Here is an 8,389-nt window from a genome sequence, read left to right as displayed (position 1 = left end):
GATTACTGCTGCTACTTTCCGCTATAGATCCACTTGTGCTCAATTAACTCCAGTTTCTACCACTCATATCAGCGTTTCTACTGGTTTTCGCCCAGCTACCAGCAATTTAGCTGTAGTCTCTACCGCTACTCCGTTCCATGCCACCAAACAGCGCAGATTAACGGTAGCTTTTCCATCTATCTCAGATGAACCATCTACATGGAGCGTCAACCGGAACTGGGCACAGGAGTAGATAGATTACTTGGAGTTAGTGCCGATTACTGCTGCTACTTTCCGCTATAGATCCACTTTTGCCTACATTGCACAAAGTGCAGTGTAGAGGAGTGGTCAGGCAAGTTGTAGGCCTCTACATTGCACAAAGTGCACTGTAGAGGAGCAATCAGGCACGTTGTAAGCCTCTAGCTTGCACAAAATGCAATCATTTGCTCCCAAACGGGCTGAAATGGATGATTTTCGCCCTCTATATTGCACAAAGTGCAACATAGAGGAGCAATCGGGTCAAATTCCTCCCTCTACGTTGCACGAAGTACAACGTAGAGAACTAATACCCCCTAACCGCCTAAACCAAAAAACCTGGCCCAAAGCAGCCAGGTTTCCATCAAGTTAATCGTGTTTCGTCGGATCCACCAATTCCAGTGCAGCAAAGGGATTGTCGTCATCCTCGTCATCAGACTCGACGAACCTTTTCAGTGCGTTTAATTTATTTTCCCAATAACGCTCATAATAGGAAAGCCAGCGTTTGAGCTCCATCAACGGTTCAGCCTCTAACCTGTAGCGAGTTTCGCGGCCGACTTTTCGCTCTTTCACCAAGCCCGCATCGGCTAAGATGCGTAGATGCTTGGACACCGCGGTGCGGCTCATCGGAAAATGACCGGAAATCACGGTCACAGGGAGTTCCTGCTCACGAAGCAGCTTCAGCACCTGACGGCGCGTCGGATCGGCTATCGCTTGAAACACATCATGTTTCTGCGAGGAGGCTGACATCTTAAGCCTCGACGTAAGCTGTAAGTCTCTTCGCGATACCTGCCCAGCCGTTCGCCATCATCTCGCGAACAACGGAATGAGGTTGGCCAAATTCCGTAGCCTTGTCCACATCCCAACCAGAGTGAATGAGGGTAAATTCTGTTTTGCCATCTACATCTTTTAATTCAAATGTAAGCGACCAATCCTTACCCCAAGCGAAGGAAAGACGGTTTGGCGGTGTAACGTCCGTCACTTTGCAAGGGGAGTTGCCGAAAGGTCCGGCTTCCAAGTGAAATTCATAACCGGCTTCCGGCTTGAAACTATTCGGCATGAACCAAGCCGCGATGCCTTCGGAAGTCGCAACGGCATCCCATACTTTTTGAATCGGTGCGTTAAAAACGACTGTTTGTACGATGTCTTGCAGTGTGTTTGCTTGATTGCTCATTATAAAATTCCTCCAATGAATGATGTGTGGTTGTCCAAAAATACATTCGCTCATGAAATGCGAAACCAAATGGTTACATGTTGGATTATACGAAACCTTTTGGTTTCATGTCAAGAGGAATAAAAAAAGGCTACCCCCTAGGAGGTAGCCACTACAACTTTACCAAGCGTAAGCTTCCGGAGCCGCTTTACCAGGGCCAGGGAAGATTTCGTCCAACTTTTTCAAAGTCTCGTCGCTAAGCGAAACCTCAGGTACACGTAACGAATCTTGAAGCTGCTCGATTGTTCTCGGGCCGATGATCGGTGAAGTAACAGCCGAATGCGAGAGTACCCAAGCCAAGGCGACAACATCTTCTTTTTCATCGATTTCTTTGCAGAGTGCTGAGAATTGCTCCAATTGGCTCCGATGCTTCTCAACTCGTTCGGCAGAACGCGTACTGCGGGCACCTGTGCCTGCCAAGGCATTACGACCGAGCAAGCCGCCGGCAAGCGGACTCCATGGAATGACGCCAAGTCCGAGCTTCTCGGCAGCGGGAAGCACTTCCAGTTCAGGCAATCTGGCGAGCAGATTGTATAGATGCTGCTCAGAGACTAAGCCTAGGAAGTGACGGGCTTTAGCTTCAGCTTGCGCACAGGCAATGTGCCAGCCTGCAAAGTTGCTAGAGCCTATATAGTCGACAGAGCCTTGGTTAACAGCGGATTCGAAAACGCCCCACAGCTCATCCCAAGACACGTTGCGATCGATATGATGCATTTGGTAAAGCTCAATGTGATCGGTTTGCAGTCTTTGGAGAGAAGCTTCCAGGTGACGTCTGATTTTGTAAGCAGATAACCCGCGCTCCGAGTTAGGTCCATCGTGGGGATCATTCATATCGCCATAGGCTTTGGTCGCAAGAATGACTTTCTCTCTGCGGCCTCCGCCTTGTTTGAACCAGCGGCCTATAATTTCTTCCGTCCAGCCTCTTCTTTCTACGCCTCCGTACACATTCGCTGTATCGAAAAAATTGATTCCCGCATCTAATGCGGCATCCATAATTTTAAAAGCTTCTTTTTCCTCAGTTTCCGGTCCAAAGTTCATTGTTCCTAGACATAATTGACTGACCTTTAAGCCGGATTTCCCTAAATACGAATATTTCATGATTCATCCTCCCACATTCCTCTTGATATTAGTAAGTACTAATTTGTTGAAGACTTGTACGTCGTGATGATAGTTTCTATTTTATAGAAGTTTCTACGTCAGTGAAAGTAGTGAAGTTTTATACAGTTGATGTGTTGAACGTAACCTTCTATAGATAAAGTTACTAACTAACCAGGTGCTCGTACCCTTTAACAACTAGGCCAAATCAGGTATAGTAAAAAGAACAAATTGGTGGAAACTGTCACATCACCAGCATTCGTGTCGGGATGAGGAACTACAGTCCGCTATTTCAGCAATAGTCGCCAAAATAGCCCCACAGACGGAACTGCAGGGTCTTATTTGCCCGCAAAGACTCCAAATTCCATCAAAAACGACGAAATAGAGGACTGTAGTTCCTCTGCGCTCGCGAAAAGCAATTTTCCGAGTAAATAGAGGACTATAGTTCCCCTAACTAACAAAGGAGACACTATGATACGTTTTGCAATAATAGGAACGAATTGGATCACAGAAGAGTTCATTCACGCAGCCCGCGAGACGGGAGAATTCGCATTAACTGCTGTTTACTCACGCACGGAGGAGAAGGCGGCGGAATTCGCCACTAAATTCGAGGTCGCTCACCGCTTTACGGACTTGGACGCTTTCGTGCAAAGCGATGCGTTCGACGCCGTCTATATCGCGAGCCCGAACTCGCTTCACGCTGAGTACGCCGTCTACTGCATGAATCACGGGAAGCATGTCCTCTGCGAGAAGCCAGCAGCATCCAATACGGCTGAGTTGTCCGCGATGATCGAAGCTGCGCGCAGCAACAAGGTTGTATTCATGGAGGCGCTCAAGTCCACGCTGATGCCGAATTTCAAAGCGATCCAAGAGAATCTGCACAAGCTTGGACCTATCCGCCGTTATTTTGCAGGCTACTGCCAATATTCCTCGCGGTATGATGCTTATAAGCAAGGGACGGTGCTGAATGCATTCAATCCCATTTTCTCCAATGGGTCCCTGATGGATCTTGGAGTTTACTGTATTTATCCGCTGGCGGTGCTGTTCGGAACCCCAGATCGTGTGCAAGCAAGCGGCATGCTGCTGGAATCCGGTGTCGATGGCGAAGGCAGTCTTCTGCTGAGCTACAAAGAGATGGATGCGGTGATTATGCACTCCAAAATCGCAAGCTCTTATTTGCCGACAGAAATCCAGGGCGAGCACGCAACGATGGTTATTGATAAAATCAACCAGCCGGAGAAAGTTGAAATCCGCTACCGGGATGGCTCTGTAGAAGATCTTACACGCGAGCAGAGTGTTAGAACGATGCGTTATGAAGCGGAAGAGTTCATCCGCCTGATCCAAAGCGGAGCATCGGAGTCCGAGACGAACTCACATGCCAATTCCAGCATCGCGATGGCCATTATGGACGAAGCTAGAAAACAAATGGGACTTGTATTCCCGGCAGACCGCAAATAAATAAACCGAGCGATGATCAGGAAACAGTCCTGAGTTCGCTCGGTTTTTTAGTTATTTAATAGAACCGGAAGTACGCATGGGTTTACTTGATATAGCCATAGGAGCGAGGACGGTTCCAGCTGGGTCGGAGCTAACTTTTTTCCGGAGCAGATGATACACAATCCCGATAACGAGCCAGACACCGCCCATCCATAATGCGTCCCGATCTAGCAGCGATAATAGATAGCCGATGAAGCCTGCTCCTATTAAGGGGAGCACCAGATACAGAAAGGTATGCTTCATGGAGCGTTGGTTTTCCTTGATGTATTTTTGCGCGATGACAGAGATGTTCACGAAGAAGAAGGCTGTTAGCGCGCCGAAATTCACGAATTTGACCGCATTGTCTAAGGAGATCACGAGGGCCAGCAGGGAGACGCAGCTCACGATCGCGATATTGATTACCGGTGTATTGAACTTCGGATGGAGGAAGGCAAACACTCGTTTAGGCAGGATGGCATCGCGCCCCATGACATAGAGTAGGCGGGAAACGCTCGTTACAGATGACAAGCCTTGCGTAAAAATAGCGAGTATGAGTACGGTGATGAACACAGAACTGAGTGCGGCCCCGCCAACTAGCTTGACGATCTCGAAGCCGGCTGAATCTACATGTACGAAGGTTAGGTGTGGATAAATTAGCTGAGTCAGAAAAGATGGCACTAGGTAAAGGATGCTCGCTGTAAGGATGATAATCATGATGGCCCGAGGGATCGTTTTCTCGGAGTTCACTGTTTCTTCGGACATGGTTGTGACCGTGTCAAAACCCAAGAAGGAGAAACAAATGATTGAAGCACCGGCTAGGATTGTGGAGAACGGCACGTCCGTTTGGAGGAATAAGCCCATCGGATGAACATCCCCCGTCAAATTGCGGAAAAGGAAGAAGCAGAACACACCAATGAACAAAATTTGAATCCAAACGAACAATTTGCTAATATTCGCAGAAAATTTAATGCCAATGACATTGACGATACCAAGGATGATGTTCAGTCCAATGATCCAGACATAAGCTGGGATGGACGGAAATTGGGCATGCAGATAGATGCCGAAGGTAAGACAAGCGATGATTGGGGAGAAGAAATAGTCCAGCAGCAGTGCCCAACCAACGAGGAAGCCCAGGTAGGGATGGATGCTTTTTTTCGTATACGTGTAGGCGGAGCCTGATGTGGGGAACGATTTGGACATAACGCCATAGCTGTAAGCTGTGAAGAAGATCGCGATAAAAGCGAGCAGGTACGCCTGTGTCAGCATCCCATGGGCATTCTCGTAAGCTATCCCATAGATGGAGAAATAAATCATAGGGGTCATCCAAGCAAGACCCATGTAGACGACTTGATACAAGCTTAAGGACTTCCGTAGTTGGACTTCTTTTGTCATGATGATACACTCCCTTATCGTTGGTGCTGTGGTCGACCGTCAGGCGCTGATATGCAAAAAAGCCAAGGAGATATCTAAAAACAGATATCCTCCCGGGCTTTTGTCCCTCCGTGAACACAGGGTGAGCTGTGCGTTTTCTCTTGGACCAGACCGAAGCTTAAGCTATCGCGGAACCCTAGAAAACTTTGTATGTCATGAATCATTACTTATAAGTGGAAAAGTAACCGTATCGCAGCATTGATGTTAACTATACGCCATTTGTGTAAGTTAATATAACACATTGTAAAGCGTGTGAGAAGTATTTTGCGTGAAAAAGGTAAAATCACTAGAAGTTATTGACACATTCCTTAGTCAATGTTATGTTTAATAACACAAACGAATACGATTGTTTACTAGGGTTCCGCCGGCACACCACCGGGCTGGTCCGAGAGTAAACCGCTTCTATGATGAGGAGCGACACGGAAGGATAAAAACCTGGGAGATATCACCAAGACGATCTGCGTCTTGTGATGTCTCCCTTTTTGTTTAACAAGCATTCAGGAGGAGATGGATACGATGGCAAACGTGTGGAACAAGACAATAAGCCCAGGAAGCAAGTGGTCGGGTGTGATTGKTAAAGGGAAATTGATTCGGTTTACGGCTCTGGAGGCGGGAGCGAATGTGTCCATCCAATTGTTCCACGCGCGGGATTTGACGGAGCGCTACAATATGCCGGATACGCTGAAGGCGCAGTACACCGCCCATCTGACGCGTGGACATGTGCTGATGAGTGACAATGGAAGAGTGCTCGCTAGCATCGTGGAAGACAGCATAGGTTGGCATGATCCGCTTAGCGGGTACACGAGTCGTGCAGCGACGGATGCTAAGTATGGCGTGACTAATTATCAGGAGCTGCGCAATGAGTGGTTGCGGAGCGGGCAGGAGAACTTCGCCGTGGAGCTTGTTCGTAACGGGCTTAGCATGCGGGATATGATGCCAGTCCTCAACTTATTCTCGAAGGTGTTTTGTGATGAGCAGGGCGATATGCACTTCAGTCTAACGCATTGCCCCGCAGGTGCAACGGTGACGCTTCGGACAGAGTTAGATACACTGCTCGTTCTTTCTAATACACCTAATCCGCTTGATCCTAGAACCACTTATCCATCGGTGCCCGTTAACATCGAGGTGCTGCAGGCTGATCCTGTAAGCATGGATGACTTTTGCGTTAATTATCGTTCGGAGAATCGCCGGGCTTTCGAAAATACTTGGGAATACCACGCACTGCTTAGTTAATAAAAACACGGAGGAGGAACGGATATGGCGGTATTTAATCGTGTGGAAAGCCCTCGCAGAGCCGAGGAGGCCATTCATAGCGAAGTCATTCAAGCGGGGGACGGTTGGATGCGCGTGCTGAAGCCAGGTCAAGTGCTGAGGATTGTTGATCTGGAGGGGAATCAGGCGGCAGATACCTTATTTTATGATGCTGAAAATCCTGAAGATCACTACAGTGCTGTAGCGACGATTGCGGGTCAAGGCAATATTTATTTGAGCACAGGCTCAGTACTGCGTGCCGAGTCCGGCAAGGAGCTGCTCCGAATCGTAGCGGATACATGTGGGCGGCATGACACCGTTGGTGGTTCCTGTTCGGCTCAAAGCAATACAGTGCGATACTCGCACGACAAGCTGTCAATGCACAACTGCCGAGACACCTTCATGCTGCAGCTTGCACAGCACGATGGGGCGTATACGAAGCGGGATTTGGCGCCGAATATCAACTTTTTTATGAATGTGCCGGTTACAGAAGATGGTGGTTTGAAGTTCGATGATGGTGTCTCCGGACCAGGCTGTTATGTGGAAGTTCAATCGACGGGCAGCTCCATGGTGCTGATTAGTAACTGCCCGCAGCTTAACAATCCTTGTAATGCCTACAATCCAACACCGATTCAGGTGCTAATTTGGGATAAATAGAAATTCAAAGGGGTGTGGATACGATGTTTACAAAAGTACTTATCGCTAATCGTGGTGCCATCGCTGTACGCATTGAGCGCACATTGCGCAAGCTCGGAGTGGCATCGGTTGCTGTTTATACAGGAGCAGATCAAGATAGTCTGCATGTGGATGGAGCGGATGAAGCTGTTCTGATCGGCGAGGGGCCGGCGAAGGAAAGCTATTTGAATACGGAGTTGATTCTGCAAACAGCGCTGGAAACCGGTGCTGAGGCGATACATCCTGGCTATGGCTTTCTGAGTGAAAATGCTGATTTCGCCCGGGCTTGTCGCGATCAGGGAATTGTGTTCATCGGACCTACACCGGAGCAAATGGAAATGTTCGGGCTCAAACACTCCGCTCGCGAAATCGCGGAAAGAGCTGGTGTACCGATGCTGCCGGGAACGCCGCTTATCACAGATCTTGAAACTGCACTTATAGAAGCAACGCGAATTGGTTATCCGGTTATTCTCAAAAGCACAGCAGGAGGCGGCGGCATTGGCATGCGCGTCTGTGCGGATGAGGCGGCATTATTGGCCGCTTATGACAGCGTGCGCCATTTGGCGGAGACGAATTTCAAAAACGGCGGCATGTTCCTTGAGAAGTATATCGCCAGAGCGCGCCATGTCGAGGTGCAAATTTTCGGCAACAACTTCGGGGAAGTCGTTACGCTCGGCGAGCGCGATTGTTCCATTCAACGGCGCAACCAGAAGGTCATTGAGGAAAGCCCGGCCCCGAATCTAACGGACGATGTCCGTGAGGCGATGTTTGCTTCGGCTAAACGTTTGGCAGCTGAGGTCGGCTATCGCAGCGCAGGTACGGTGGAATACTTGTATGATCCGGAAACGTGCGACTTTTACTTCCTGGAAGTGAACACGAGACTTCAGGTAGAGCACGGTGTTACGGAGGAAGTGCTGGGGGTTGATCTTGCTGAGTGGATGGTGCGTGAAGCGGCAAATGAGTTGACGGACATCCAATCGCTTATCCGCAAGCTCCAATCGCTTATCCGCAAGC

At 48.8% G+C, this 8,389-nt stretch carries 9 protein-coding genes and 2 riboswitches; of the genes, 5 read left to right on the top strand and 4 right to left on the bottom strand.

What is annotated here, in order from left to right; genetic code table 11:
• On the top strand, positions 1 to 232 hold a 232-nt coding region (locus AC1DUA_RS13020), incomplete at its 5' end, for a hypothetical protein (protein ID WP_477500163.1).
• A 371-nt stretch (positions 233 to 603) separates the two neighbouring features.
• Here AC1DUA_RS13020 and AC1DUA_RS13015 read toward each other — a convergent pair.
• The 3 genes from AC1DUA_RS13015 to AC1DUA_RS13005 form a co-directional block, all read right to left on the bottom strand.
• Positions 604 to 984: an ArsR/SmtB family transcription factor gene (locus AC1DUA_RS13015; RefSeq protein WP_477500162.1), complete on the bottom strand. Its 381-nt coding sequence runs from the start codon at positions 982 to 984 to the stop codon at positions 604 to 606.
• 1 nt (position 985) lies between these two features.
• Complete coding sequence (locus tag AC1DUA_RS13010) at positions 986 to 1,408, bottom strand: SRPBCC family protein (protein ID WP_477500161.1); 423 nt, start codon at positions 1,406 to 1,408, stop codon at positions 986 to 988.
• Positions 1,409 to 1,567: 159 nt separating this feature from the next.
• Positions 1,568 to 2,545, bottom strand: a complete 978-nt coding sequence (locus AC1DUA_RS13005; protein WP_477500160.1) for an aldo/keto reductase — start codon at positions 2,543 to 2,545, stop codon at positions 1,568 to 1,570.
• Between the two features lie 468 nt (positions 2,546 to 3,013).
• On the opposite strand from AC1DUA_RS13005, the gene AC1DUA_RS13000 reads away from it, so the two are divergent.
• Complete coding sequence (locus tag AC1DUA_RS13000) at positions 3,014 to 4,000, top strand: Gfo/Idh/MocA family protein (RefSeq protein WP_477500159.1); 987 nt, start codon at positions 3,014 to 3,016, stop codon at positions 3,998 to 4,000.
• A gap of 51 nt (positions 4,001 to 4,051) precedes the next feature.
• On the opposite strand, the gene AC1DUA_RS12995 is transcribed toward AC1DUA_RS13000, so the two are convergent.
• The gene (locus tag AC1DUA_RS12995; RefSeq protein WP_477500158.1) at positions 4,052 to 5,410 is read right to left on the bottom strand and encodes an APC family permease; all 1,359 of its coding nucleotides are present in this window, start codon (positions 5,408 to 5,410) and stop codon (positions 4,052 to 4,054) included.
• 87 nt (positions 5,411 to 5,497) lie between these two features.
• Positions 5,498 to 5,600, bottom strand: a riboswitch (guanidine-I (ykkC/yxkD leader).
• A 191-nt stretch (positions 5,601 to 5,791) separates the two neighbouring features.
• A riboswitch (guanidine-I (ykkC/yxkD leader) is annotated at positions 5,792 to 5,893 on the top strand.
• A gap of 72 nt (positions 5,894 to 5,965) precedes the next feature.
• Here AC1DUA_RS12995 and AC1DUA_RS12990 point away from each other — a divergent pair.
• The 3 genes from AC1DUA_RS12990 to AC1DUA_RS12980 form a co-directional block, all read left to right on the top strand.
• Positions 5,966 to 6,682: an urea amidolyase associated protein UAAP1 gene (locus AC1DUA_RS12990; RefSeq protein ID WP_477500157.1), complete on the top strand. Its 717-nt coding sequence runs from the start codon at positions 5,966 to 5,968 to the stop codon at positions 6,680 to 6,682.
• A 24-nt stretch (positions 6,683 to 6,706) separates the two neighbouring features.
• Entirely contained in the window at positions 6,707 to 7,357 is a 651-nt protein-coding gene (locus AC1DUA_RS12985; RefSeq protein ID WP_477500156.1) for an urea amidolyase associated protein UAAP2, read from the top strand.
• Positions 7,358 to 7,380: 23 nt separating this feature from the next.
• A partial coding sequence (locus AC1DUA_RS12980; RefSeq protein ID WP_477500155.1) for an ATP-binding protein occupies positions 7,381 to 8,389 on the top strand: 1,009 nt, incomplete at its 3' end.

The sequence above is a fragment of the Paenibacillus sp. 01T422 genome, from assembly GCF_056398785.1.
The sequence above is the reverse complement of the archived record's forward strand: the minus strand, read 5'-3'. Positions and strand labels throughout refer to the sequence as shown.